Source organism: Achromobacter veterisilvae (genome assembly GCF_900496975.1).
Classification (GTDB): domain Bacteria; phylum Pseudomonadota; class Gammaproteobacteria; order Burkholderiales; family Burkholderiaceae_B; genus Achromobacter; species Achromobacter veterisilvae.
Genome location: NZ_UFQC01000042.1, coordinates 13,792 through 36,363, shown reverse-complemented (window position 1 = coordinate 36,363; position 22,572 = coordinate 13,792). Strand labels below are relative to the sequence as shown.

General features: G+C 70.6%; 20 protein-coding genes and 1 pseudogene. 1 reads left to right on the top strand and 20 read right to left on the bottom strand.

The annotated features are described in order from the left end of the window. Positions 1-10 precede the first annotated feature (10 nt). From AVE30378_RS27195 to AVE30378_RS27110, 18 genes and pseudogenes are all read right to left on the bottom strand, one after another. Complete coding sequence (locus AVE30378_RS27195; protein WP_129245486.1) at positions 11-874, bottom strand: isocitrate lyase/PEP mutase family protein; 864 nt, start codon at positions 872-874, stop codon at positions 11-13. Positions 875-884: 10 nt separating this feature from the next. Further along, on the bottom strand, positions 885-2,234 hold the full coding sequence (locus AVE30378_RS27190; protein WP_129245514.1) for an FAD-dependent oxidoreductase: 1,350 nt from the start codon (positions 2,232-2,234) through the stop codon (positions 885-887). A 50-nt stretch (positions 2,235-2,284) separates the two neighbouring features. Beyond that, entirely contained in the window at positions 2,285-2,893 is a 609-nt protein-coding gene (locus AVE30378_RS27185; RefSeq protein ID WP_129245484.1) for a cysteine hydrolase family protein, read from the bottom strand. A 9-nt stretch (positions 2,894-2,902) separates the two neighbouring features. Continuing rightward, the gene (locus AVE30378_RS27180) at positions 2,903-4,951 is read right to left on the bottom strand and encodes a hydantoinase/oxoprolinase family protein (protein WP_129245483.1); all 2,049 of its coding nucleotides are present in this window, start codon (positions 4,949-4,951) and stop codon (positions 2,903-2,905) included. Then, a complete protein-coding gene (locus AVE30378_RS27175; RefSeq protein WP_129245481.1) occupies positions 4,948-6,618 on the bottom strand; it encodes a hydantoinase B/oxoprolinase family protein in 1,671 nt (556 codons plus the stop codon). Before AVE30378_RS27175 ends, AVE30378_RS27180 begins: the two co-directional genes overlap by 4 nt. Positions 6,619-6,628: 10 nt before the next feature. After that, positions 6,629-7,126, bottom strand: coding sequence for a LeuD/DmdB family oxidoreductase small subunit (locus AVE30378_RS27170; RefSeq protein ID WP_129245479.1), 498 nt, complete (start codon positions 7,124-7,126; stop codon positions 6,629-6,631). Beyond that, positions 7,123-8,391 (bottom strand): 3-isopropylmalate dehydratase large subunit, encoded by a 1,269-nt coding sequence (locus AVE30378_RS27165; protein WP_129245477.1) that lies wholly within the window; start codon positions 8,389-8,391, stop codon positions 7,123-7,125. The genes AVE30378_RS27170 and AVE30378_RS27165 overlap by 4 nt, the downstream gene beginning before the upstream one ends. A 2-nt stretch (positions 8,392-8,393) precedes the next feature. Continuing rightward, entirely contained in the window at positions 8,394-9,104 is a 711-nt protein-coding gene (locus tag AVE30378_RS27160; protein WP_129245475.1) for an ABC transporter ATP-binding protein, read from the bottom strand. After that, a complete protein-coding gene (locus AVE30378_RS27155) occupies positions 9,101-9,856 on the bottom strand; it encodes an ABC transporter ATP-binding protein (RefSeq protein WP_129245473.1) in 756 nt (251 codons plus the stop codon). The genes AVE30378_RS27160 and AVE30378_RS27155 overlap by 4 nt, the downstream gene beginning before the upstream one ends. Continuing rightward, complete coding sequence (locus AVE30378_RS27150; protein WP_129245471.1) at positions 9,849-10,820, bottom strand: branched-chain amino acid ABC transporter permease; 972 nt, start codon at positions 10,818-10,820, stop codon at positions 9,849-9,851. Before AVE30378_RS27150 ends, AVE30378_RS27155 begins: the two co-directional genes overlap by 8 nt. A gap of 2 nt (positions 10,821-10,822) precedes the next feature. After that, a complete protein-coding gene (locus AVE30378_RS27145) occupies positions 10,823-11,695 on the bottom strand; it encodes a branched-chain amino acid ABC transporter permease (RefSeq protein ID WP_129245469.1) in 873 nt (290 codons plus the stop codon). 8 nt (positions 11,696-11,703) lie between these two features. After that, positions 11,704-12,909, bottom strand: a complete 1,206-nt coding sequence (locus AVE30378_RS27140; protein WP_129245467.1) for an ABC transporter substrate-binding protein — start codon at positions 12,907-12,909, stop codon at positions 11,704-11,706. Positions 12,910-12,938: 29 nt separating this feature from the next. Continuing rightward, positions 12,939-13,736 (bottom strand): GntR family transcriptional regulator, encoded by a 798-nt coding sequence (locus AVE30378_RS27135; RefSeq protein ID WP_129245465.1) that lies wholly within the window; start codon positions 13,734-13,736, stop codon positions 12,939-12,941. A gap of 62 nt (positions 13,737-13,798) precedes the next feature. Continuing rightward, entirely contained in the window at positions 13,799-15,514 is a 1,716-nt protein-coding gene (locus tag AVE30378_RS27130; RefSeq protein ID WP_129245463.1) for a sensor domain-containing diguanylate cyclase, read from the bottom strand. 173 nt (positions 15,515-15,687) lie between these two features. Next, a pseudogene (locus AVE30378_RS27125) lies at positions 15,688-17,102 on the bottom strand (MFS transporter). Next, positions 17,102-17,800 carry an SDR family oxidoreductase gene (locus AVE30378_RS27120; RefSeq protein ID WP_129245461.1) on the bottom strand — a complete coding sequence of 233 codons (699 nt, stop codon included), beginning with the start codon at positions 17,798-17,800 and terminating at the stop codon, positions 17,102-17,104. Before AVE30378_RS27120 ends, AVE30378_RS27125 begins: the two are co-directional and overlap by 1 nt. A gap of 120 nt (positions 17,801-17,920) precedes the next feature. Next, positions 17,921-18,517: a TetR/AcrR family transcriptional regulator gene (locus tag AVE30378_RS27115; RefSeq protein WP_129245458.1), complete on the bottom strand. Its 597-nt coding sequence runs from the start codon at positions 18,515-18,517 to the stop codon at positions 17,921-17,923. 107 nt (positions 18,518-18,624) lie between these two features. After that, a complete protein-coding gene (locus AVE30378_RS27110) occupies positions 18,625-19,161 on the bottom strand; it encodes a YaeQ family protein (RefSeq protein ID WP_129245456.1) in 537 nt (178 codons plus the stop codon). Positions 19,162-19,292: 131 nt separating this feature from the next. Here AVE30378_RS27110 and AVE30378_RS27105 point away from each other — a divergent pair, with 131 nt between their 5' ends. Then, positions 19,293-19,937, top strand: a complete 645-nt coding sequence (locus tag AVE30378_RS27105; RefSeq protein ID WP_129245454.1) for a LysE family translocator — start codon at positions 19,293-19,295, stop codon at positions 19,935-19,937. Between the two features lie 194 nt (positions 19,938-20,131). Here the strand turns inward: AVE30378_RS27105 and AVE30378_RS27100 are convergent, their stop codons facing one another. Both AVE30378_RS27100 and AVE30378_RS27095 read right to left on the bottom strand, forming a co-directional pair. Continuing rightward, positions 20,132-20,536: a VOC family protein gene (locus tag AVE30378_RS27100; RefSeq protein WP_129245452.1), complete on the bottom strand. Its 405-nt coding sequence runs from the start codon at positions 20,534-20,536 to the stop codon at positions 20,132-20,134. A 185-nt stretch (positions 20,537-20,721) separates the two neighbouring features. Beyond that, the gene (locus AVE30378_RS27095) at positions 20,722-22,572 is read right to left on the bottom strand and encodes a dipeptide ABC transporter ATP-binding protein (protein WP_129245450.1); all 1,851 of its coding nucleotides are present in this window, start codon (positions 22,570-22,572) and stop codon (positions 20,722-20,724) included.

Below are 22,572 nucleotides of genomic sequence, written 5' to 3'. Positions count from 1 at the left end.
GCCCGCCACCTCATCCGCCGTAGGCCTTGCCCCGCTCCAGCAGTTCCGGCGTGCCGATGACGGCGTTCAGGCCGTCGAAGTCCAGCATCCCGTCGCGCCAGGGCGCGGTGGTGCCGTGGCGGCGCAGGCTGGCGTAGTAGCCCTGCAAGGTGTGCGCCACGGCGCGCGCCGTGCCGCCGGGGAAGATGACGATGCGGAATCCCAGCGCGGTCAGCGCCTCGGCGCCTTGCACCGGCGTCTTGCCCCCTTCCACCATATTGGCCAGGAGCGGCACGCGCCCCGCGTAGCGCTTGCAGGCCGCCTCCATCTGCCCGGGCGTGCGCAGCGCCTCGATGAAGAGCGCGTCCGCGCCGGCCTCCAGATAGGCATCGGCGCGGTCCAGCGCCGCTTCCAGCCCTTCGGCCGCGAGCGCGTCCGTGCGCGCCAGGATCAGCGTCGATTCGCTGAGGCGCGCATCCACCGCCGCGCGCAGCTTGCCGCACATCTCGGCGGCCGGGATCACTGTCTTGCCGTCCAGATGGCCGCAGCGCTTGGGAAAGGTCTGGTCCTCCAACTGGATCATGGCCGCGCCCGCCCGCTCGAAGCCTCGCACCGTGCGCTGCGTGTTCAGCGCGTTGCCGAAGCCGGTGTCGGCGTCCACGATGACGGGCGCCGCCACCCGCTCCGTAATACGGGCCAGCGCATCCTCGACCTCGGTATAGGTGGTCAGGCCGATGTCGGAGCGGCCCAGCCGCGTGTAGGCGATCGACGCCCCGGACAGGTACAGCGCGCCAAAGCCGGCCTGCTCGGCGAGCAAGGCCGACAAGGCGTCGTACACCCCGGGAGCCAGCACGGCGCCGGCTTCCAGTTGCGTTTTCAGGTTCTGCTTGCGCATCGTCGATTCCCTAGGCAAGTTCGCGCTTCAGCAGCGCCGCCGCGGTCGCCGCGGCAATATGGCCGCCCGCCACCGCGCTGAGCAGGCCGTTGCCGGACAGGTAGCCCGACACATCATTGCCCGAAACGCCGCGGGCCGCCCCGCCCGCCGCCAGCAGGTTGGGCAGGGGCCGGCCGGTCCGGTCCAGCACGCGGCATTGCGCGTCGATGTCCAGGCCGCCCTGGGTGTGGAACAGCGCCCCCGTCACCTTGACCGCGTGGTAGGGCGCCCCCAGCGCGCGCTCGAAGCGCCGGCCGTGCGCGTCCGCGGCGCCGGGACGCGCGTGCGCCAGGGTCCGGCCCAGCGTGTCCGCGTCGCAGCCGATCAGCGCGGCCAGCGCCGCCACGTCCGCGCAGGTCTTCAGCGCCTGGCCGGCCTCGGCCGCGACGAAGTCGGGGAACCCCCGCGCCAGCGCCAGCGTGCGGCCGTCGAACACGTTCCAGGCCACGCCGCCGGGCTGCGCCAGCACGTGGACGGCGGCTTCGGAATAGCCGCAGGTCTCGTCGTGGAAGCGGCGCCCTTCGCGGTTGATCTGCATGCCGCCGTCCATCATGACGGCCCAGGAGATCAGCGCGCCCTGCGGCGTGGCCCACGAGCCATGGCCCTGGTAGCCGCCCAGGTCGGCCAGGCCCGCGCCCAACTGCGCGCCCCATTCGATGGCGCTGCCGTCGTTGCCGGCGTGGCCGCCATAGACCGCCTCGCGCATGGCGGGGAGATGCTCGGCCACCATCGCCGCATTGCCGCCGAAGCCGTTGCAGGCCAGGATCAGCACGTCGCAGCCGATCACGTCCATCGAGCCGTCCGGCCGCTCGCAGCCCACGGCCGAGACCCGGCCGTCCTCGTCCGCCCAGAGCCGCCGCGCCAGGGCGCGGGTCAGCAGATAGGCGCCGGCGCCCGTGGCGGCGCGCTCCAGCGCGGCGACCAGCGCCGCGCCGGTGCGCTCGGGCAAAGTGTGCATGCGGCGGGCGCCGTGGCCGGGATAGAGGAAGCCGTCCAGCACTTCGAAGGCCAGGCCATGGCGCGCCAGATTGTCCACGGCCGCCGCCGCCGCGCCCGTATAGGCGGCGACCAGGTGCGGCGCGGCCGCGCCATGGGCCTTGGCCTGGATGTCGGCGGCGAAGCGCTGCGCGTCGTCCTCGATGCCCGCCGCAAGCTGCGCCGCCGACCCCGCCGCCGGGATGAAGCCGGACGACAAGGCGGTGGAGCCGCTGGGCGCGGCGTCGCGCTCGATCAGCACGGTCTCGATGCCGGCGTCGGCCAGGCGCAGCGCCGCGGTCAGGCCGCAGGCCCCGGCGCCGATGATGGCCACCGGCACGCGCATGGCGTCCGCGCCGGGCGCGGCGCCGCGCAGGACCTCGGGCGCGTTCGCTTTCACGATCCCAGCCTGCCCGCGAAATCCTGGCAGGTCAGCACGTCGGCCACGGTGCGCAGGTCCGCCAGGGCGGCCTCGTGCATGGCGGGCGTGGGCGCGGCGCAGCCGTCGGCCAGCACCGATACGTGGTAGTCGCGCATATGCGCGTCGCGCGCCGTGCTGGCCACGCCGCCATTGGTAACGATGCCCGCGATCGCCACGTTGGCGATGCCCGCGCGGCGCAGCACCCAGTCGAGCTGCGTATTGAAGAAGGCCGAGTAGGCGACCTTCCAGACGGACACGTCCACCAGCCCGTCCAGTTCGGCCACGTTGGCCTGCCCCGCCGAACCCGCGGCGAAATCGCCCTTGCGCAGGAACGGGCGCAACTGCCTCAAGTGCGGCGAAACCATGGGTTCGCCGTGCGCGTCCGGCCACAGCGTGAACAGGCTGGCCGCGACGAAGCCGCCGCGCGCCTTGAGCGCGCGCGCCACGGGCGCCACGCGCGCCGGCAGGGCGCGCGCCTGCGGGCTGACCGCGCCGCCGCGGTCATAGGCGCCGCCGGGCGACAGGAAATCGTTCTGCAGATCGACGATGATCAGCGCGGTGCTGCGGGGATCGAGGGTAGACATCGTCCGCTCCTAGGAAGCTTCGCGGGCGATCAGCAGATTGCCCAGGAAATCGACGCGGCCGGTGAAGCCGGGTTCGATCCAGATGGTGGTGTCCGGCTGCTCCAGGATGGCCGGGCCGGCCACCTCGGCGCCCACCGGCAGGTCCAGGCGCGCGTAGCGCGCGGCGTCGCGCCATTGGCCGGCGTGGAACACCGGCTGCGTGCCCAGCGCCGCCGGCATGTCCTGGCCGGTCGGCGCCAGCAGCGCCAGGTCGAACTTGGGCCGCTGGCCGATGCGCGCATAGCGCAGGTTCAGGATCCGCACGGGAATGCCGGCCAGGCTGCGGCCGAAGGCGGAGAGATAGGCCCGGTCGAACGCCGCGGCGATGCCGGCGCGGTCCAGTTCGGCGCGGCTGATCTCGACCCGCACCGTGTGGCTCTGGCCCACGTACAGCATGTCCAGTTCGATGCTCTCGCGGATGCCCTCGAAGGCCACCCCCGCGGAATCCAGCCGTTCCTGGCAGGCCATGGCGAGCCCGTCGATGCGGGCCAGCAGGTCCGCGGAATCCAGGGCGTTCAGCGCCACGTTCAAGGTCTGCACCCCGTCGTGGCGCATGTCGGCCATGACGCAGCCCAGCGCCGAGGTCACGCCCGGATAGCGCGGCACGATGCCGCGGGCGGCGTCCACCTCGTTCATCATGGCGCAGACGTGCAGCGCGCCGCCGCCGCCGAACGGCATGTAGGCGAACTTGCGCGGATCGTGGCCGCGCTCGATCGACACCACGCGGATCGCCCCCGCCATCTTGGCGTTGGCCACGGTCAGTATCGCCTCCGCCGCGGCGTGGACGTCCAGGCCCAGGGGCCTGGCGACGTGTTCCTCGATCGCGGCGCGCGCCCGTTCCACGTCCATCGTGGCCAGCAGGCCGCCGCCCAGCGGGCGCTCGGCCGCGATGCGGCCCAGCAGCACGTTGGCGTCGGTGACGGTGGGCCGGGTATTGCCCCGCCCGTAGCAGGCCGGCCCCGGCACGCTGCCGGCGGACTCGGGCCCCACTTGCAGCAGGCCGCCCGCGTCCACGCTGGCGATCGAGCCGCCGCCCGCGCCTATCGTCTCGATCTGGATCATGGGCGCGCGCACCACCATGCCGAAATCGATGGAGGTCTGCGCCGACAGCGAGGCTTCGCCGCCCGCCACCAGCGACACGTCGAACGAGGTGCCGCCCATGTCGCCGCTGACCACGTCCGGAAAGCCCGCCGCGCGCGCGATGGCCGCGCAGGCGATCACGCCGGCCGCGGGGCCCGACAGCGCCGTGCGCACCGGCACGTCGCAGGCCGTCTGGCGCGACATCACGCCGCCGTTGCTCTGCACCACCAGCAGTTCGCCGTCGAAACCGTTCGATTTCAGGTCCGATTCCAGCCGCGTCAGGTAACTGCCGACCACGGGCTGGAGCGCCGCGTTGAGCGCCGCCGTGGAGCAGCGCTCGAACTCGCGGATCTCCGGCAGCACCTCGGTCGCGGCCGTGACGTTGCCGTTGGGCCAGACCGCGCGCACGCGCGCCGCGGCCCGCGCCTCGTTGTCCGGATTGGCGTAGGCGTTGACGAAGAACAGGCAGACGGCGTCGCAGCCCCGCGCCAGGAGTTCGCGCGCGGCCGCCTCGACCTGGTCCAGGTCCACCGGCGTGTGCACCGTGCCGTCCGCCAGCACCCGCTCGCTGATTTCCAGGCGCAGGTCGCGCGGCACCACCGGCTCGTAGTTGCCGCGCAGGCCCCAGGTCCGGGGCCGGTCGCGCCGCCGCATTTCCAGCACGTCGCGAAAGCCTTCCGTCGTGATGATGCCGGTGCGCGCCACCTTGCGCTCCAGCAGCGCGTTGGTGCCGACCGTGGTGCCGTGCACGATGGTGGCGATGGCGCCGGCGCCGTCGGCCACGCGGGCGATGCCGTTCATGAAGCCGCGCGCTTCCTCGCCGCGCGTGGAAGGCACTTTCACCACGCGGGCGGTGCCCGCCGCCTCGTCGAGCACGAAAATGTCCGTGAACGTGCCGCCCACGTCCACGCCTACCACCAACCCTTGTGCCGCGCTCATGCCGCCTGCTCCTTCAGAATTCCGCTGACATACCCCATCTTGCGGTCGTGCTCGCGCGCCGCCGCCGGCCGCGCGGCCGGCGCGCCGTAGCCGCCTCCGCCCGGCGTCTCCAGCCGCACCCGGTCGCCGCGCCGCAACTGGATGCCCAGCATCTTCGAGCGCATCGGCGGAGCGAGCCATTCGCCGTCCCGCCGGTAGCGGAACACGTTCAGCGCCGCTTCGCCGCCGCCCGCGATACCCTTGGGCGCGCTGCGGCCGCGTTCGCCGAAGATGAACGCTTCGGCGCTGTCTTCCAGCAATTCGATTTCATAGATGGCGCCCAGGCCGCCGCGGTGTTCGCCGTCGCCGGCCGAGTCCGGACGCAGCGCCCATTGCGTGAAGCGCACCGGATACGCCGCTTCCAGGATCTCCAGCGGCGGAATCGTGGCGGTGGAGATCGGCGCGTTGCCGTGGCTCAGGCCGTCGCCGTCCGAATGGCCGCCGTGGCCGCCGCCGAAGAAGCTGAACATGACCCAGCGCTGGCCGCGCCGGGCGGCGTCGCTGCGGTAGCCGGCGATCGACAGCGCGTTGATGGTGCCGTAGGCCTGCGCCATCGCGCGCGCCGGCTCGGCCTGGGCCATGGCGCAGAAAATCACGTCGATCATGCGCAGGATGGTCTCGGTGTAGCCGCCCACCGGACGCGGCCGGTCCGCCGAGATCACCAGGCCGTCGGGCAGCACCACTTCCACCGCGTCCAGCACGCCGGCGTTGGCCGGCACGTCCGGGAACAGGTGCTTGAGCGCCACGTAGCAGGCGGCGATGGCCGTCGCGCGGGAGATGTTCACCGGGCCGGCGCAGGCCGGCGAGGTGCCGTTGAAGTCCAGCACCAGCCGCTCGCCGTCGATGCTGAGCTTGAGCGCGATGCGCAGCGGTTCGTCGCGCACGCCGTCGTTGTCCAGCATGTCCTCGAAGGCGTAATCGCCGTCGGGCAGGCGCGCGATGTGGTCGCGCATCAGGCGGCGCGCCCGTTCGCGCAGCGTGTCCAGCGACTCCAGCACCGTGGCGTCGCCGTATTCGTCCAGCAGGCCGTCCAGCCGGCCCGCGCCCAGTTCCAGCGCCGCCAGTTGCCCGTTTAGGTCTCCCCACAGGCTGTCCGGCAGCCGGGTGTTGGCCTTCAGGATCGCCAGCACGTCCAGGTCCAGCACGCCGGCGCGCACGATGCGCACCGGCGGAATCTGCACGGCCTCCTGCCAGCATTCGGTGGCCGCGGGGTTGTAGTTGCCGGGCACCGCGCCGCCTACGTCGTGCCAGTGCGCGGCCGACGCCAGGAAGCAGAACAGCGCGCCGCCCCGGAACACCGGGCGGACCAGCTTGAAGTCGTTGGCGTGCGTGCCGCCTTCGTAGGGGTCGTTGAAGAGCCAGACGTCGCCGTCGACCATGCCGCCGCGCTCGGCCGCCGCCTTGGCCGCGGCCTTGACCGCGAAGGCCATCGCGCCCACGAACACCGGCAGGCCGGACTTGCCCTGCACCAGCGTGGCGCCGGTGGCCGCGTCGTACATGCCGTGGCAGGCGTCGTGGGCCTCGGCGATGATGGGATTGAACGCGCTGCGGTACAGCGTGGCGTCCATTTCGTCGGCAATCTGTTCCAGGCGGCCCTTCAGGACGGCGAGTGTGACCGGATCCAGCATGATGTTCTTCCTAAGAGGTTTGGCGCTGTTTCAGCAGATTCAGCAGTCCGCCGGCCCGCACCATGTCCAGCAAAAAGTCGGGCACGGCCTCGCAATGCAGCGCGGTATGGCCGTCGGCGCGGACGATGCGTCCGGCCGCCGGGTCGAGGGCGATGCGCTCGCCCTCCTCCAGGGTCTCGGCCTGGGCGCAGGTCAGCAGCAGCAGGCCCACGTTGAAGGCGTTGCGGAAATACAGGCCATTGAAGGACGGCGCGACCACCGCGGCGATGCCCAGGCGCACGAGTGCGGCGGCGGCCTGCTCGCGGGACGAACCGATGCCGAAGTTCGGCCCCGCCACCAGCACGTCGCCCGGCCGCGCCTGGGCGGCGAACTCGGGCCGCACCCGCTGCAGGCAATGGCGCGCGATCTCGTCGATGCCGAACTTCATGTAGGCGCCGGGCGCCAGCGCGTCGGTGTCGATGTCCGCGCCCACTCGCCAGACGCGATGCGCCGTCGGCTGGTCGGTCATGCCATGAACTCCCGGGGGTCGGCGATGCGGCCGGCGGCGGCCGACGCCGCCACCGTATAGGGCGAGGCCAGGTAGACCTGGGCGGTCTCCGACCCCATGCGCCCCTTGAAATTCCGCGCCGTGGTGGAAATGACGCTGGCCCCGTCCGGGATCGACCCGCCGTAGCCGGCACAGGCGCCGCAAGTCGTGGGCAGCACTTCGGCGCCCGCCTCGCGCAGCGCCTGCATGACGCCTTCGCGCTCGGCCTGCTGCTGGTCCTGCCGGCTGGCCGGCGCCACCATCAGGCGCATGCCGGCGGCCAGCCGCCGTCCGCGCAGCACGCCGGCAGCGGCGCGCAGGTCTTCCAGCTTGGCGCCGGTGCATGCGCCGATGTACGCGACCTGCACCGGCACGCCGCGGTATTCGCCCACGTCGCGCGCATTGGCCGGGCTGTGCGGCGCGGCCACCTGGGGCGCCAGCGCGGCCGCGTCGAAATCGTGCCATTCCGCCTTGGCGCCTTCGTCGCCGCGCCAGCGCGCCAGATCGAGCCCGGCCTCCACGCCCGCCTCCCGCAGGTAGGCCGCCGTGGTCTCGTCCGGGGCGATCAGGCCCACCTGCGAACCCAGCTCGGCGCTCATGTTCGATAGCGTCATGCGCTCCTGCATGGACAGCGCGCGCACGGCTTCGCCGCAGAATTCCACGGCCTGGTAGCGGCCGCCGTTCATGCCGTACCGGCCGATCATGTGCAGCATCATGTCCTTGGCGGTCACGCCTTCGGCCAGCCGGCCGTTCCAGCGCATCATCAGCGACTGCGGCACTTTCACCCAGATCCGCCCGGTGACGGCCACGCCCAGCATCTCGGTGCTGCCGATGCCGAACATGTACGCGCCGAACGCGCCGCCGGTGGGCGAATGCGAGTCCCCGCCCACGCAGAACATGCCCGGGCGGATGTGCCCGTGCTGCGGCACGACCACGTGGCAGATGCCCAGGGAGTCGTAGACGTTGGGCAGTTGCTGTTCAGCCGCCCAATCGCGCGCGATGCGCACGATGCGGCGCGACTCGTCGTCGGATTCGGGCACGTAGTGGTCGATGACCAGCACCACCTTGGACGGGTCCCACAGCGCGGCGCCCAGTTCCTGCAACATGGGCTGCAAGCGGCGCGGGCCGCTGGAATCGTGGAACATCGCCAGGTCCACCGCACAGGTGACAATTTCGCCCTCGGCCACCGCATCGCGGCCGCAGGCGGCCGCGATCAGTTTCTGGGCCAGCGTTTGAGGCTCGGCCATGGCTACATCCCGAGATAGGCCCGGCGGACGTCGTCGCTGGCCATCAGTTCCGGGCAGGCGCCGCTGTAGCGCACCGCCCCGTTTTCCAGCACGTAGGCCCGCTGCCCCGTTTCCAGGGACTGGCCCACGTTCTGTTCGACCAGCAGGATCGCCAGCCCGTCGCCGTGCAGCCGCTGGATCAGGCCGAACAGTTCTTCGACCATCAGCGGCGACAGGCCCAGCGAGGGCTCGTCCAGGATCAGCAGGCGCGGCTCGGCCATCAGGCCGCGGCCGATGGCCAGCATCTGCTGCTCGCCGCCCGACATGGTGCCCGCCAATTGCGCCAGGCGTTCCCGCAGGCGCGGGAAGATGGCCAGCACCTTCTCCAGGTTGGCGGCCCGGTGTTCGCGCGCCCGGGTGAAGGAGCCCAGCTCCAGGTTTTCGCGCACGCTCAGGTTGGGGAACACGCGGCGGCCCTCCGGCACCTGGATCAGGCCGGCCTTGACCACCTCGCGGTAATGGCGGCCGGTCAGGTCGCGCCCGTCGAAGCGCACCGTGCCGCCCCAGGGCCGGCACAGCCCGCACACCGTATTGTTCAAGGTGGACTTGCCGGCGCCGTTGCTGCCCAGCAGCACCACGATCTCGCCTTCGTCCACCCGCAGGTCCACGCCGCGCAGCACTTCCATGCGCCCGTAGCCGGCCCGCAGGCCCTCGATCTCCAGCAATGCGCTCATGCTCGCCCTCCCTGCGCGGCCAGCCTGGCCGCCGCGCCCTGGCCCAGGTAGGCCTCGACCACCGCCGGGTCGCGCGTGACTTCGCCCGGCGTGCCCGACGCGATGAGCCGGCCCTGCGCCAGCACCCACACATGCTCGGCCAGGCTCATCACCGCGCGCATCACGTGTTCGATCATCAGCACCGTGACGCCGTCGTCCGCCAGTCGCTTCACCACCGGGATCATCTCGTCGATCTCGCTGGGGTTCAGCCCCGCCAATACCTCGTCCAGCAGCAAAAGGCGCGGCTGCGTGGCCAGCGCGCGCGCCAGTTCCAGCCGCTTGCGCCCCGCCACCGTCAGGTCGGCCGCCGGCCTGTCCAGCGAAGCTTGCAGGTTGACCCGCGCCGCGACCTCTTCGGCCGCGGCCAGCGCCTCGCGCCGGCTGCCCAGGCGCAGGTGCGCGCCCACGGCGATATTCTGCCGCACCGTCTGCGCGCCGAAGGGCTGCACGATCTGGAAAGTGCGGGTCAGCCCCTGCCGGGCCGATTCGTGCGGCGGACGCCCGGTGATGTCGCGGCCGGCGAAATGCACCGAGCCGGCCCCGGGTTTCAGGAAGCCCGACAACAGCCCGAACAGCGTGGTCTTGCCCGCGCCGTTGGGGCCGACCAGCGCGGTAAGCGAGCCCTGGGGCACGTCCAGGCTGACGTCCTGGACCGCCTTCAGGCCGCCGAAGGTGATGGAAAGATTGCGCGCTTGCAGCAGGATCTCAGGCACGGGCGCGCTCCTTGAAACCGGCCAGGCGGCGCAGCGATTGGCCGCAGCCGGCGATGCCGCGGGGCATGAACATGACGATCACGATGAGGACCGTGCCGTAGATGACCATGCTGATGCCCGGCAGTTCGCCGAACAGGTTGCGCGTGACGTCGCCGAGCCCATGCAGGACCACGGCGCCCAGCACCGGCCCCCACAAGGTGCCCAGGCCGCCCACGATGGCGCCCACCAGGGCCTCCACCGACACGGCCGGGCCGAACGCGATGCCCGGATCGATGTACTGGAACACCTGCACGTAGAAGGCGCCCGCCGCGCTCATGAACGCCGCCGACAGCGCGATGCCGCCCAGCTTGACGCGCAGCGGATCCACGCCGATGGCGCGCGCCGCGTCCTCGTTGTCGCGCACCGCCTGCAGGTAGGCGCCGAACCGCGAATGGCGCAGCCAGGCCGTGACCGCCAGCGCCAGCAGCACGAAAGCCAGCAGCAGGTAGATGTAGCCGCGGCGCGAGCCGAACTGCATATTGGCCGCGCCTTCCTGCAGCGGCACCATCAGTCCGACCCCGCCGCCGGTGAACGACGCCGACAGCGCCAGGATGCGGAACACCTCGGCGAACGCCAGCGTCACCAGGGCGAAGTACGAGCCCTTCAGGCCGTAGCGGAACGTCAGCCCGCCGACAGCCAGGCCGACCAGCGCGCCCAGCGCGATGGCCAGGGGCAGGACCAGCCACGGGTTCAGGCCCAGGTTCATCTGCCCCAGCGCCTGGGCATAGGCGCCGACGCCGAAGAACAGCGCGTGGCCGAACGACAATTGCCCGCCGTAGCCGCCCAGGATGTTCCACGCCTGCGACAGCAAGGCGGCGTACAGCGACATCATCACGAAGGTCAGCGCCACGCCCGACTGCATCAGCGCGGCCGCGGCCGCCAGCGCCGCGCCGAACAGCGCGATTGCGAAAAGGTCCCGGCCCATGCTCAGCTCCTCGCCCCGAACAGCCCCTGCGGGCGAAACAGCAGCACCGCGATGAAGATCGCGAAAATCCCCATCTGGCCCAGCGAGTCGCCCAGGAACAGGCCCCCGATGGATTCCACCACGCCGATCAGCAGGCCGCCGGCCAGCGCCCCCGCGAAGCTGCCCATGCCGCCCAGCACCACGATGGTGAACGCCACCAGCACGAAGCCCCCGCCGACCTGCGGATTGACGTAATAGGCCGGCAGCAGGAAACACGCCGCCGCGCCCAGGCAGGCCATGCCGATGCCGAACGACAGCGCATAGATCTTTTCGACGTCGATGCCCATCAGCCTGGCGCCCTGCTTTTCCTTGGCCACCGCGCGGATGGCGCGCCCCAGGTCGGTCGAGCGGATGATCCAGAACAGCACCGCCGCCACCGCCAGCGCGCCGCAGAAGGCGATGATCTTGGGCAAGGCGATCATGGCCGGCCCGATCTCCACCGTGGACAGCGTGTAGGCGGTGTCGATGGTGCGCGTGTCCGACTTGAACCACACCAGCGCCAGGTTCTCCAGCACGATGGCCAGCCCCAGCGTCACCAGCAGGATGTTCTCGTCCTTGCCGTGGCTGGCGCGGTTGATCACGAAGCGCTGCAGGGCGTAGCCCAGCAGGAACATGCCGGCCACCACCAGCGGCAGGGCCGCGTAGGGGTCGATGCCCAGGCGCTCCTTCAGCAGGTACACGGCGTACAGCGCCACCATCAGCGCGGCCCCGTGGGCGAAGTTGATGATGTGCAGCACGCCGTAGATCAGCGTCAGTCCCAGCGCGATCAACGCGTACACCGCGCCCGTGGTCAGGCCGTTGAGCACCGAGGAAAAGAGGATGGCGGGATCGAGCATGCCCGGACTCAGGCCTTCAGCGGGAAGATGGGATCGGCCTGGCGGTACTCGGCGGGGATGACCACCTTGATGTCGCCGCCGATCACCTGCGTCAGCAAGGGCCGCGCGCCGGTGTTCTGGCCGTCCACGAACCGGGTCGGCCCATAGGGCATGATGTTGTCCGAGAACGTGCTGGACGCCAGCGCGTCGACGATGGCGGCGCGCTCGGCGGACTGGGCGCGTTCCAGCGCGTCGGCCAGCAGCAGCACCGAGGTGTACGTCATGAACACCTCGTAGCTGAAATAGGCGCCCTTCTCTTCGACGCGAGCCTTCAGCGGGGCCACGCGCGCGTCCTTGGGGTTGAACCAGTGGTTGCAGTCGATGATGCCGTTGGCGATGTCGGGGAATTCCTTCAGGAACTTGTAGCTGGAGGCCGCGCCCCCCAGCACCGAGTAGATCGCCTTGGGCTGCACCTTCTGCTGCTTCATGGCCCGCAGCAGCAAGGCGTATTCGTTGTAGTAGTTGGCCGGGATCACGATGTCCGGGTTGATGGACTTCATGCGCAGCACGATGTTGTTGAAATCGCGGGTGGGGTTCGGATGCTTGGCCACGTCCTTCACTTCGAAGCCGTGCTGCGGCAGCGATTTGGACAGCAGCGCGGCGGTGCCCGTGCCGAACAGCGAATCCTCGTGCACGACCATCACCGTCTTGGCGGGCTTGCCGGCCGCGTCGTTCAGCGCCGCGAGGTCGGCGATGGCCCGTTCGCTACAGGCGCGGTAGCCCGGCCCGAAACGGAAGGTGTTCTTCAGGCCGCGCTCGACGATCTGGTCTGCCACGCCCACGTCCACCACGTGCGGCAGGTTGTACTTGGCCGCGGTCTGCGTCGTGGCCAGGCAGATCGCCGAGGCATAGGCGCCGACGATGGCCGAGACGCCCGCCTCGTTCATTTTCTCGACTTCCGCCGAACCCGCCTCGGGCCGCGACTGCGCATCGCCCAGCACGGCCTCCAAGGGCGCTCCACCCAGCGACTTGATGCCGCCGGCCTTGTTGATGTCCTCGACCGCCAGCAAGGCGCCCAGGCGGCATTGCTGCCCCGAATAGGCCAGCGCGCCCGTCACCGGATGCAGGATCCCGATCTTCACGGGCTTGGCGCCCTGGGCCCGGGCCACCCAGGGGGCCGACACCAGGGCGGCCGCGGCGGCGGATTGACAGAGGAAGGTGCGGCGCGAATTCATGGGCGATCTCCGAAGGGTTCCCGAAGGGGTCAATGGAATTGGGCCGAGAGCTCTTCGCTGACCCAGACCTTGGCGTCGATGCTGCCGACGCGCGACAACTGCAACTGGTATTGATAGCGGTCGGGCCGGTACAGGCCCTGCAGCAGTTGCACGGGCCGGTCGTTCACGTCGCGCACGATCCGCGTCACGGCCAGCAGCGCCGACCCCACGGCCACGTCCAGGTGGCGCGCCACCTGCGCGTCGGCCAGGCGCGCCGAGATGGTCTGCGTGGCGCCGCCGAATTCCACCCCGGCCGCCTCCAGCAGCATCAGCAGGGGCTCGCGTTCGAGGTCCTCGCGCGTGAAGTCGGCGACGGACCGCGGCACGTAGGTGGTGATGTGCGACAGCGGCCCGGCCTCGGTGCTGCGCACGCGCAGGCTCTTGTGCACCGGCGCGCCCGGCGGGATGGCGAGCGGCTCGGCCACGGCGGGCGGCGCCGACACCAGGGCGCTGTCCAGCACGCGCACCGAGGTGCGCAGGCCCATGTTGACGATGTTCTCCAGCAGGCCGGTCAGATGCGCATTCTGCTGCGGATTGGCGCCGGGCTGGCCGGCGGGCGCGGCGGGCGCGCGCAGGGGCCAGGTGCCCAGGCCGGGCCGGCGCGACACCAGCCCGTCGGCCACGAGCATCTCCATCGCCTTGCGGATGGTGATGCGGGCCACGTCGAACTGTCCGGCCAGCGCGTGCTCTCCCGGGACGCCCTCCTGATCGAAGCGCCCTTCCTGCAATTGCTCGCGCAGGACGAGGTAGATCTGGTGGTACTTCGGAAGCGGTAGTGAGGTTCCCATGCAGGGAACTCTAGGGGTGTCCTAATGTACCGTCAATGGAACAAATGGCCTTGCAGGTTGTTCTATCGGGAAAACACTGAGGGCGTGGATTCGATGCGGTTGCGCCCCAGTTGCTTGGCGTTGTAGAGGGCGCGGTCGCTGCGGATGAGCGCCAGTTCGGCGTCCGCGTCCAGGGTGTGCATGGTGGAAATCCCGATGCTGACCGTCAGCGGGATGCGCCGTCCGCCCGCGGAGAACGGCGCATCGGCGATGCGCTGCTGCACCCGCGTCGCGAAGGCGTGCGCGCGTTCCAGGTCGGTATCCGGCAATACGACGGCGAACTCTTCGCCGCCGATGCGTCCCGCCAGGTCGACCGCGCGCAACTGGGCGCGCAGCGTGTTGGCGAAATGCTGGAGCACGCCGTCGCCGATGGCATGCCCCCAGGTGTCGTTGATGTGCTTGAAATGGTCCAGGTCGCACATCAGCACCGCGGCGCAGTCGCTGCCGTGGCGCTTGATCCGGGCCAGCTCCGCCGCGATGCGCGACATGAAATGGCGGCGGTTGGGCAGCGTGGTCAGGGCGTCGGTGGCGGCCAGTTCGTGCAGTTCGAAATCGGCGCGCTTGCGGTCCGTGATGTCGGTCACGAAGCCGTGCCAGACGACCGAACCGTCGGGCTCCAGGCGCGGGCTGGCCTCGCCCTGGCGCCAGCGCAGGCCTTGCCGCGGCAGGCGGACCCTGAACTCCAGGTGCCAGGACGTCTGGGCGGCGGCGGCGGACTGCAGCGAGGCGTTGTAGCTGGCCAGGTCGTCGGGATGGACGCGCTGTTCGATCGCCGCGGCGCTGTCCCGGACATCGTGGGGCGTCAGCTCGAACATGTCCCAGATGCCGGCGCTGACGTAGAGGAACCGCGATCCGCCCTCGCGCCGCTGCCCGCACTGGAAGACCATGCCCGGAACCGCGTCCGTGAGATTGACCAGCAGGTCCGCCGTGCGCTGCAGCCGCTCCGCCATCGCGCGCATGGCGCTGATGTCGGTGGTGGTGCCCATCATGCGCAGCGCCCTGCCCGCCTCGTCGCGGCCGACGACCTTGCCGCGGCTGCATATCCATTTGTAGCTGCCGTCCTTGCAGAGGATCCGGTGCTCGACCTCGTAGCTGTCGGTCCTGCCGTCGAAATGCGCCTGCATGGCCGCGCGCACGTAGTCCACGTCGTCGGGATGCAGGCGCCTGTACGCGTCTTCGATGCGGTTGGAGATATCGGATTCGCCGTAGCCCAGCAGCGCCTTCCAGCCCGCCGAATACCTGATTTCCCCGGTGACGATGTTGCGGTCCCAGACGCCGGTGCCGGAGCCGGCGATGGCCATCGACAGGTTGCGGGCCTCGTCGCGCCAGCTATCTTCGTCCGCCCGTTCGGCCGCCAGCGCCCGCCGCTTTTCCACCGCGGCGGCGGCCAGTCCGGCGAAGTCCTGCAGGGCGCGCCGGTCGTCGTCGCTGAAGCCGCGCGCTTGCCCGTGCAGCAGCCGGAACGTGCCCAGTTGCCGGCCGTCGCCGGCGCGCAGCGGGCATTCGGCGGAAAAAGGCAGCGATCCCGGCGCGGCGCCCGCGGCCGGCGGCGCTCCGGCGCGCGCCTGCCACACGCCGTCGGCGTCGCTGCAGGCCACCAGCACCATGTCCACGCCGAACTGCCGCCTGGCCAGGCGCGCCAGCTTGTCCAGGGGGCCGTCCGGCTCGGCCTGAGCCTCGCCCGCGCCCTCGGCGGGCGCAGGTGCAGGTGCGGGAGGAAAATCACCTGTAGCGGGCATTTCGGACCTGATCGGCACGGGGTTCATCGATGCGGCCCAGGCTACCGGCCGCGGATGACATTCTGTCACGTCCCGCACCAAAATGGCATCGTTTTGACGATAGGGCCGCCGGCCCGCGAACCTCCCGATCTGCGCGCTCTCATCCCGGCCGCGGACGCCCGCGGCCGGGCCGCTCAGGCGGTCCGGGGCCGCGTGTCCACGGCCAGGCACAGCACGGCCGTCAACAGGGCCAGGCCCACGTGCCCGGCGTAGATCGGCGAAAAGGCGTCGTGGCTTGCCGCGCCCTGCCCCAGCAGCAGCACGGTGACGGCCACGCCCAGCACGCCGCCGATCTGCCGCGTGGCCTGGTTGACGGCGCTGCCCACGGCGTAGTGCTGGGCCGGCAGGCGGTTCACGGCGGCGCCCGACAAGGACGGCAGCACCATGCCCACCCCGATGCCGCTGAGCAACAGTCCGGGCAGCCACTGGCTCAGGTAGGCCGGCTCCGCGCCGGGCACCAGCATGAACCACAACCCGCTGGCCGCGTACACCAGCGACCCGCCCACCAGGAAAGGCCGGTGGCCCATCCGCGCCGCCAGCCTCCCGGTCAGGATGGCGGTGGGCATGACCAGCAGCGGTCCGGGCGTCACCGCCAGCCCGGCCTGCGGCAGACTGTAGTGCCACACGCCCGTCATGTAGAAGAAAAACGCGAAGAACATCATCGCGAACGCGATGCCGAAGCTGAGCGTAGCCAGGTTCACGTAGCGGTAGGTCCGGTGCCGGAACAGCGCCAGGTCCACCAGCGGATGCGGCGTCGCCCGCGCCCAGAGGACGAACGCGGCCAGCGACGCCGCGCCGACGGCGGCCGCCACGATCAGCTCGCCGCGCCGCCATGCCGGCGATTCGGACTGCACGATGGCCAGCGCCAGCGCGCCCACCCCGACGATCAGCAGCGCCATGCCCACGCCGTCCACCCGGCGCCGGGCGTCCGGCTTCACGGACTCCTTGAGCAGGCCGGCGCCGAACCACAGCGACAGCGCGCCCAGCGGCAGGTTGAGGTAGAAGGCCCACGGCCAGCCCGCGACGTCCACCACGAAGGCGCCCAGGCTGGGCCCCACGGCCGCGGCCAGTCCGCCCACGGCGCCCCACAGGCTGACGGCCACCGCGCGCTGCGACGCCGGGAAGGCGGCCAGGACGATGGACAGCGAGGCCGGCGTCAGCAGCGCCGCGCCCACGGCCTGCAGCACGCGGGCGGCGATCAGCCAGCTTTCGGTGCCGGCCAGGCCGCAGGCCGCCGACGCCGCCAGGAACAGCACCACCCCGCCCATGAACATGCGCTTGCGGCCGTGCGTGTCGGCCAGTCCGCCCGACGGAATCAGCATGGCGGCGAACACGACCGTATAGGCGTTGAGCACCCAGGACATACCGCGGCCGAGGCTTCGGGAAAGCCTTCGCGCAGGGCGCCGAAGGCGGCGTACAGCATGGTGCTGTCCAGCGACACCAGGAACACGGCGATGCTGGCGACCCAGAACACGGGCCAGGGGGAAGCCGCGGGCGCGGCGGACGGCGCGGCGGGGGTGGCGGCGGCATGCATGGCGTCGGCCCCCATCAGGCTTGCAGGTAAACGGAAGGATGGACGGACAGCCCTTGCTTAACCTGGCGGGTCGCCTCGTCGGCCAGCACTTCTTCTTCGCCGGCCTCCAGCGCGTCCAGCGCCTGGCGCACGATGGCTTCCGGGGCGGTCTTGGGCGCCTCGATGCCCCGGGTCAGGTCCGTATCCACGAATCCCATGTGCAGGCCCAGCACCTGGGTGCCCTGGCCCCGCAATTCATGGCGCAGCCCGTTGGTCAGCGCCCAGGCGGCCGACTTGCTCATGCCGTAGACCCCCAGGAGCGGGCGGTTGATCCAACTGGCGATCGACAGCACGTTCAGCAGCGCGCCCCCGCCATTGGCCGCCAACGCCGGCGCGAAGGCCTGCGCCATCAGCAGCGGACCGATCAGGTTGGTTTCCAGGTGGAGGCGGGCGGAGTCGGCGCTGTCCGGCGCCAGGAAGCCGCCGGTCGCGGCAATGCCCGCGTTGTTGATCAGCAGCGTCGCGTCCCGGGCGCGGGCCGCGGCGGCGGCCACCTCCTCCGGACGGGTGACGTCGAGCTTGACGGCTTCCACGCCCGCAAGCCGCACGGCCGACGGGTCGCGGGCGGCGGCGTAGACCTTGCGCGCGCCCCGCGCGAGCGCCTCGCGAGCGAAGGCGAGGCCCAGGCCGCGATTGGCCCCGGTGATGAATACGACGGCGTTCTTCAGTTCCATGGTGCGTTTTCCTCAGTGCGGCAATGCCGCGGCGGATGCGGATCGGTTCAGGCCCTAAATATGATGGCCATCATATTCAAGGCGGACAAAAAGGCCGCGCAATGCGGCCCGGAAAAACAGTCAGCGGGCGGGCGGGCCCTCGTGGTCGTACTGGTCCAGGATGGCCTTGCGCGCCGCCGCCAGCACCGCGCGCCCCTGGGCGTTGTCGCCCAGTGCGCGGGCCAGTTGCAAGGCGCCCACCAGCGTGCTGGTCACCGCCACCGCCGCATGCTCGCCGGCCGCGGCCGGCAGCACCTGCTGGATGCCCTCCAGCAGCCGCTGCACCCGGACGGCCGCGGCCTCGCGCACGTCGGACGACTGGCGCGGGATTTCGGAGGCGAGCGCCGATACTGGGCAGCCCCGTTCGCAGCCGCCCAGGTGCGCCTCGCTGAGATAGGTGTCGACCCAGGCGCGCAGCGGGCTCGCGCCTTCGGCGCGCCGCTGCGCCATGCCCTGCGCCAGCCGGGCCGCGCCATCGCGGCCGGCGCGCTCCATCGCGGCGGCGAGCAGCGCGTCGCGAGACGGAAAATGCGCATAGAAGCCGCCGTGGGTCAGCCCGGCCTCTTTCATGACCTCCGCCACTCCCACGCCGGCGTACCCCTCGCGCCGGATCGCGCGCGAGGCCGCGTCGACGATGCGTTCGTGGGAAAGCTCCTTGCGGGTGGCGGGACGGTTCATGGCCGCGGGACCTTTAATATGATGATCGTCATATTAAAGGCCTGGGATCTTTTTGCGCAACCGTTTTTTTGTGTCGGCCGGCCTGGATCCGTCCGCGCGGGCAGGCCCTAGCGCCAGGTTTCCGGCTCGATGCTGACTTCGCCCTTGTCCGCCGAGAAATACACCACGCCGTCCGAAATATTGGCGTTGAGCTGCATGGTTCGCTCGGCCAGGCCGGCCAGGGCTCTGGCCTGGTCCGACGGCAGGTTGACCACCTTCAGGTTGCGGGTGCGCTCGAGCTTGTTCTTCACGCCGTCCCACCAGATCTTGCTGGCGGAGCCGCCGTAACAGTAGACGATGACTTCGTCGGCGCGGCCGCAGGCGCGCAGGATGCGGCGTTCTTCCGGCTGGCCGACTTCGATCCACAGCTTGACCGCGCCGGTCAGGTCCTTGGCCCACAGGTCCGGCTCGTCGGTGTCGCTCAGCCCCTTGGTGAAGCTCAGGTCTTCCTGCGCATGCAGGGCGAAGGCCACCAGCCGCACCATCATGCGTTCATCGGTTTCCGAGGGGTGGCGGGCCACCGTCAGCGAATGGCTGCCGTAGTAGTGGCGGTCGGTGTCGGCGACGTTGAGTTCGGCCTTGTAGATGGTGGCGCGCAGGGCCATGGCGAGAATCCGTTGAATAAAGCGAATGACTGAAGGCCGCCATGATACCGCCTGCCAGGCCCGGATCCGGCCGGTTTGCGCCCGGGCGCGCCGGCGCTACACTGGCCGGCAGCCCGGATCCTGCCCCGCCCATGACTCCCACCGCCGCCCTGCTCGCCTTCACCCTGGCCGCCGCCATCCTGACCGTCACCCCAGGCATGGACAGCGCCCTGGTGCTGCGCACCGCCGCCGTCGAGGGCGGCCGCCGGGCCCTCATGGCGGGACTGGGCATCTGCGCCGGCTGCCTGGTCTGGGGCGCCGTCGCCGCGTTCGGGCTGGGGTCGCTGCTGCTGGTGTCGACGGTCGCCTACGACGCCCTGCGCATCTGCGCGGCGTTCTACCTGTTCTATCTGGGCGTGAAACTGTTGTGGGGCGGCAGGCGCCGCGGCAAGTCTTCCGCCGGTGCAGTCCAGGCGCTGCCGCCCGCCGCCACGGCCAACGCCGCGGGCTGGTTCGTCCGCGGCTGCCTGACCAACGTCCTCAATCCCAAGGTCGGGATTTTCTACATCACCTTCCTGCCCCAGTTCATTCCCGCTGGCGCGGACGTGCTGCGCTTCAGCCTGCTGCTGGCCGCGATCCACGCCCTGCTGGGCGTGCTGTGGTTCGCGCTGCTGGTGGCCGCGACGCGCCCGCTGGCGCGCTGGCTGTCGCGGCCCGCCGTCATGCGCGGCCTGGACCGCATGACGGGCGCCGTCTTCATTGCGTTCGGGTTGAAGCTGGCGCTGGAGAGGCGCTGAGGCCGGGAACCGGCTGCGGCCGGCCCTTGCAAGGCCGCCAGAGCCTTACACGCAACGTCCGATCAGATCCGGGGAGTACGCCGCTTCGGGCGCGCCAGCGACTGTCGGCGAAATCAGCACCAGGCCGCGCACTCGCGACGGATGCCTGAGACTGGCGCCCAGCGGTCAGACACTGGACAGACAGACCGCCCCGGTCAGGCTTGCTCGCCAGGCGCCTCATGGCAGGCAACGCAGAGCTTGTTGCCGTCGGGATCGCGGAAATACGCGCCGTAGTAGTTCGCGTGGTACTCGGGCCTGAGCCCCGGGGGGCCCTCGCAGCGGCCGCCGCGGGCCAACGCAGCCTGGTACGTCCGGCGAACGGCCTCTCTCGATTCGGCCATGAAGGCGACCATCTGGCCGTTGCCGGGATGTTGCGGCAAGCCATCGTAAGGCCGGCAGATCACGAAGTAAGGGCGCCGCCCGCCGCCGCTGTGCCAGCCGGCCCAAGGCCGCTGCCGGTCGCAGAACCGCAGTTCGACCTTGAGGCAATCCATGACCGCGCTGTAGAAATCCAGCGCGCGTTCGAAGTCGGTGACGCTGACGAAAACGTGGGAAAACACGATTCAGCTCCTGGTGGTGAGGGACCGTGCCGGTGAGTCCCTCTTGCCGCGGCCGGGGTCGGGATTCGGGTGTCAGACACCCGGGAAGGCCTCTTCCATTCGTACCGCCATCTCGTACGGGTGTCAGACACCTGCCTGGCCTGGCCTGGCCTAGCCTGGCCAGGCTGGATATCCGACACCGCCGCTCAATACACGCCGATGGAATGCCGCGCCACGAAGTGGCCGTCGCCCACGGCGACCAGGGGCTGGACCAGGGGATCGTCGCCGACCTTGCGCACCGGGCTGGGAATTTCGTCGATCAGCAGCGAACGCTCGCGATGGCGGCGCTGCGGATCGGCGATGGGCACCGCCGCCATGAGCTTCTTCGTGTAGGGATGCTGCGGGTTCTCGAAGATCGCCCGGCGCGGCCCGATCTCGACGATCTGGCCCAGGTACATCACCGCCACCCGGTGGCTCACGCGCTCGACCACCGCCATGTCGTGCGAGATGAACAGGAACGACACGCCCAGCTCGCGCTGCAAGTCCAGCAGCAGGTTCACGATCTGCGCCTGGATCGACACGTCCAGGGCCGACACGGATTCGTCGGCGATCACCACCTTGGGGTTCAGCGCCAGGGCGCGCGCGATGCAGATGCGCTGGCGCTGGCCGCCGGAGAATTCGTGCGGATAGCGGTCGATCATTTCGGGCAGCAGCCCGCACTTGTCCATCAGCCAGCGCACGCGCTCCTGCGCCGCCTTGCCGCGCGCCACGCCGTGGATCAGCAGGGGTTCCATGATGGAATAGCCCACCGTCATGCGCGGATCCAGCGAGGCGAACGGATCCTGGAAGATGAACTGGATGTGCCGGCGCAGCGTCTGCATGGCGCTGCCGCGCAGGGCGCCGATGTTCTTGCCGTCGAACTCGATCGTGCCACCCTGGCTCTTGACCAGTTGCAGCAGCGAACGGCCGGTGGTGGTCTTGCCGCAGCCCGACTCGCCCACCAGCGACAGGGTTTCGCCCGGATAGAGGTCGAAGCTGACCTTTTCGACCGCGTGCACGCGCTTCTGCACCCGGCCCAGGATGCCGCCGGTGATGTCGAAGCTGGTGGTCAGGTCGCGCACTTTCAGCACCGGGCCGTTCTCGCGGCGCACGGTGGAGGCGGCCGGCGGGGGAGCGGCCGGCTGCGCCGCGGCCTCGTCGACACGCAGCAGCGGGAACGGCGCGGGCTCGTCGGTGCCGTGCATGGCGCCCAGCCGCGGCACGGCCGACAGCAGGGCGCGCGTATAGGCATGCTGCGGACGCGCGAAAATCTCGTCCGAGCCGCCCTCTTCCACCTTGTCGCCCCGGTACATGACCAGCACGCGGTCGGCGACCTCAGCCACCACGCCCATGTCGTGCGTGATGAAGATCACGCCCATGTCCATTTCTTCCTGCAACTGGCGGATCAGTTGCAGGATCTGGGCCTGGATGGTGACGTCCAGGGCCGTGGTCGGTTCGTCGGCGATCAGCAACTGCGGTTTGCAGGAAAGCGCCATGGCGATCATGACGCGCTGGCGCATGCCGCCCGACAGTTGGTGCGGGTAGCGGTCCAGGATGGCCCGGGCCTCGGGGATGCGCACGCGTTCCAGCATGCGCAGCGTCTCGGCGCGCGCGGCGGCGGCGTCCAGCCCCTGGTGCAGTTGCAGGGCCTCGGCGATCTGGTTGCCGGCCGTGAAGCTGGGGTTCAGCGAGGTCATCGGCTCCTGGAAGATCATCGCCACGTCCGCGCCGCGCACGCGTTGCAGCAGGGAATCCGGGGCGTTCCCCAGGTCCAGGACATCGCCGTTGCGCCGGCGCAGCAGCATGCCGCCGTTGACGATCCTGCCGCCGCCGTATTCCACCAGGCGCATCAGCGCCAGCGAGGTCACGGACTTGCCCGATCCGGACTCGCCCACGATGGCCAGGGTTTCGCCGCGGTCGACGTGGAAGGAGACGTTGCGCACCGCTTCCACCGTGCGCTCGGGAGTCTTGAAGCGCACGGTCAGGTCGTTGACCTGGACGACGCGTTTGGGATCCAT

Excerpts from the sequence above, each read along its gene's own strand:
- AVE30378_RS27195 (WP_129245486.1), bottom strand. The coding sequence starts at position 874 with ATGCGCAAGCAGAACCTGAAAACGCAACTGGAAGCCGGCGCCGTGCTG.
- AVE30378_RS27190 (WP_129245514.1), bottom strand. The coding sequence starts at position 2,234 with ATGCGCGTGCCGGTGGCCATCATCGGCGCCGGGGCCTGCGGCCTGACC.
- AVE30378_RS27185 (WP_129245484.1), bottom strand. The coding sequence starts at position 2,893 with ATGTCTACCCTCGATCCCCGCAGCACCGCGCTGATCATCGTCGATCTG.
- AVE30378_RS27180 (WP_129245483.1), bottom strand. The coding sequence starts at position 4,951 with ATGAGCGCGGCACAAGGGTTGGTGGTAGGCGTGGACGTGGGCGGCACG.
- AVE30378_RS27175 (WP_129245481.1), bottom strand. The coding sequence starts at position 6,618 with ATGCTGGATCCGGTCACACTCGCCGTCCTGAAGGGCCGCCTGGAACAG.
- AVE30378_RS27170 (WP_129245479.1), bottom strand. The coding sequence starts at position 7,126 with ATGACCGACCAGCCGACGGCGCATCGCGTCTGGCGAGTGGGCGCGGAC.
- AVE30378_RS27165 (WP_129245477.1), bottom strand. The coding sequence starts at position 8,391 with ATGGCCGAGCCTCAAACGCTGGCCCAGAAACTGATCGCGGCCGCCTGC.
- AVE30378_RS27160 (WP_129245475.1), bottom strand. The coding sequence starts at position 9,104 with ATGAGCGCATTGCTGGAGATCGAGGGCCTGCGGGCCGGCTACGGGCGC.
- AVE30378_RS27150 (WP_129245471.1), bottom strand. The coding sequence starts at position 10,820 with ATGGGCCGGGACCTTTTCGCAATCGCGCTGTTCGGCGCGGCGCTGGCG.
- AVE30378_RS27145 (WP_129245469.1), bottom strand. The coding sequence starts at position 11,695 with ATGCTCGATCCCGCCATCCTCTTTTCCTCGGTGCTCAACGGCCTGACC.
- AVE30378_RS27140 (WP_129245467.1), bottom strand. The coding sequence starts at position 12,909 with ATGAATTCGCGCCGCACCTTCCTCTGTCAATCCGCCGCCGCGGCCGCC.
- AVE30378_RS27135 (WP_129245465.1), bottom strand. The coding sequence starts at position 13,736 with ATGGGAACCTCACTACCGCTTCCGAAGTACCACCAGATCTACCTCGTC.
- AVE30378_RS27130 (WP_129245463.1), bottom strand. The coding sequence starts at position 15,514 with ATGCCCGCTACAGGTGATTTTCCTCCCGCACCTGCACCTGCGCCCGCC.
- AVE30378_RS27120 (WP_129245461.1), bottom strand. The coding sequence starts at position 17,800 with ATGGAACTGAAGAACGCCGTCGTATTCATCACCGGGGCCAATCGCGGC.
- AVE30378_RS27115 (WP_129245458.1), bottom strand. The coding sequence starts at position 18,517 with ATGAACCGTCCCGCCACCCGCAAGGAGCTTTCCCACGAACGCATCGTC.
- AVE30378_RS27110 (WP_129245456.1), bottom strand. The coding sequence starts at position 19,161 with ATGGCCCTGCGCGCCACCATCTACAAGGCCGAACTCAACGTCGCCGAC.
- AVE30378_RS27105 (WP_129245454.1), top strand. The coding sequence starts at position 19,293 with ATGACTCCCACCGCCGCCCTGCTCGCCTTCACCCTGGCCGCCGCCATC.
- AVE30378_RS27095 (WP_129245450.1), bottom strand. The coding sequence starts at position 22,572 with ATGGATCCCAAACGCGTCGTCCAGGTCAACGACCTGACCGTGCGCTTC.